Source organism: Streptococcus sp. CCH8-H5 (genome assembly GCF_001556505.1).
Lineage (GTDB): Bacteria > Bacillota > Bacilli > Lactobacillales > Streptococcaceae > Streptococcus.
On sequence record NZ_LSIZ01000018.1, the window covers coordinates 1 to 2,500 of the forward strand.

The 2,500-nt window shown below is 49.0% G+C and carries 1 tRNA gene and 2 rRNA genes (1 of these 3 cut by a window edge); all 3 read left to right on the forward strand.

The annotated features are described in order from the left end of the window. Positions 1–138 precede the first annotated feature (138 nt). A 16S ribosomal RNA gene (locus AX663_RS00625) occupies positions 139–1,686 on the forward strand. Positions 1,687–1,740: 54 nt separating this feature from the next. Then, positions 1,741–1,813, forward strand: a tRNA-Ala gene (locus AX663_RS00630). A gap of 146 nt (positions 1,814–1,959) precedes the next feature. Continuing rightward, positions 1,960–2,500, forward strand: a 23S ribosomal RNA gene (locus AX663_RS00635) (it continues 2,359 nt past the right edge of the window). The 16S and 23S rRNA genes sit together here with 1 tRNA gene alongside, the layout of an rRNA operon.

Genomic DNA, 2,500 nt, shown 5'->3' on the forward strand with positions numbered 1-2,500 from the left:
AAGAGAGACAAAGACCTTTGAGAACTGAATAAGAAACCAAGTGCAGGGTTATGATAGAAGAAATTATAACCTGTCAATTTACAAGAATAAATCGTCAGACGACGGTAATGAGTTAACGCTCGAACAATTATTAAATTTTTTAATGAGAGTTTGATCCTGGCTCAGGACGAACGCTGGCGGCGTGCCTAATACATGCAAGTAGAACGCTGAAGAGAGGAGCTTGCTCTTCTTGGATGAGTTGCGAACGGGTGAGTAACGCGTAGGTAACCTGCCTTGTAGCGGGGGATAACTATTGGAAACGATAGCTAATACCGCATAACAATGGATGACACATGTCATTTATTTGAAAGGGGCAATTGCTCCACTACAAGATGGACCTGCGTTGTATTAGCTAGTAGGTGAGGTAACGGCTCACCTAGGCGACGATACATAGCCGACCTGAGAGGGTGATCGGCCACACTGGGACTGAGACACGGCCCAGACTCCTACGGGAGGCAGCAGTAGGGAATCTTCGGCAATGGGGGCAACCCTGACCGAGCAACGCCGCGTGAGTGAAGAAGGTTTTCGGATCGTAAAGCTCTGTTGTAAGTCAAGAACGAGTGTGAGAGTGGAAAGTTCACACTGTGACGGTAGCTTACCAGAAAGGGACGGCTAACTACGTGCCAGCAGCCGCGGTAATACGTAGGTCCCGAGCGTTGTCCGGATTTATTGGGCGTAAAGCGAGCGCAGGCGGTTTGATAAGTCTGAAGTTAAAGGCTGTGGCTCAACCATAGTTCGCTTTGGAAACTGTCAAACTTGAGTGCAGAAGGGGAGAGTGGAATTCCATGTGTAGCGGTGAAATGCGTAGATATATGGAGGAACACCGGTGGCGAAAGCGGCTCTCTGGTCTGTAACTGACGCTGAGGCTCGAAAGCGTGGGGAGCGAACAGGATTAGATACCCTGGTAGTCCACGCCGTAAACGATGAGTGCTAGGTGTTGGATCCTTTCCGGGATTCAGTGCCGCAGCTAACGCATTAAGCACTCCGCCTGGGGAGTACGACCGCAAGGTTGAAACTCAAAGGAATTGACGGGGGCCCGCACAAGCGGTGGAGCATGTGGTTTAATTCGAAGCAACGCGAAGAACCTTACCAGGTCTTGACATCCCGATGCTATTTCTAGAGATAGAAAGTTACTTCGGTACATCGGTGACAGGTGGTGCATGGTTGTCGTCAGCTCGTGTCGTGAGATGTTGGGTTAAGTCCCGCAACGAGCGCAACCCCTATTGTTAGTTGCCATCATTCAGTTGGGCACTCTAGCGAGACTGCCGGTAATAAACCGGAGGAAGGTGGGGATGACGTCAAATCATCATGCCCCTTATGACCTGGGCTACACACGTGCTACAATGGTTGGTACAACGAGTTGCGAGTCGGTGACGGCAAGCTAATCTCTTAAAGCCAATCTCAGTTCGGATTGTAGGCTGCAACTCGCCTACATGAAGTCGGAATCGCTAGTAATCGCGGATCAGCACGCCGCGGTGAATACGTTCCCGGGCCTTGTACACACCGCCCGTCACACCACGAGAGTTTGTAACACCCGAAGTCGGTGAGGTAACCTTTTGGAGCCAGCCGCCTAAGGTGGGATAGATGATTGGGGTGAAGTCGTAACAAGGTAGCCGTATCGGAAGGTGCGGCTGGATCACCTCCTTTCTAAGGAAAAACGGAATGTACTTGAGTTTCTTATTTAGTTTTGAGAGGTCTTGTGGGGCCTTAGCTCAGCTGGGAGAGCGCCTGCTTTGCACGCAGGAGGTCAGCGGTTCGATCCCGCTAGGCTCCATTGAATCGAAAGATTCAAGTATTGTCCATTGAAAATTGAATATCTATATCAAATTCCATATGTAATTAATTACATATAGATAGTAACAAGAAAATAAACCGAAACGCTGTGAATATTTAATGAGTTAGGTCGCAAGACCAAAATAAGGTTAAGTTAATAAGGGCGCACGGTGGATGCCTTGGCACTAGAAGCCGATGAAGGACGTGACTAACGACGAAATGCTTTGGGGAGCTGTAAGTGAGCAATGATCCAGAGATGTCCGAATGGGGGAACCCGGCAGGTAATGCCTGTCACTCATTACTGTTAAGGTAATGTAGAGGAAGACGCAGTGAACTGAAACATCTAAGTAGCTGCAGGAAGAGAAAGCAAAAGCGATTGCCTTAGTAGCGGCGAGCGAAACGGCAAGAGGGCAAACCGAAGAGTTTACTCTTCGGGGTTGTAGGACTGCAACGTGGACTTAAAGATTATAGAAGAACTACCTGGGAAGGTAGGCCAAAGAGAGTAATAGCCTCGTATTCGAAATAGTCTTTATACCTAGCAGTATCCTGAGTACGGCGAGACACGAGAAATCTCGTCGGAATCTGGGAGGACCATCTCCCAACCCTAAATACTCTCTAGTGACCGATAGTGAACCAGTACCGTGAGGGAAAGGTGAAAAGCACCCCGGGAGGGGAGTGAAATAGAACC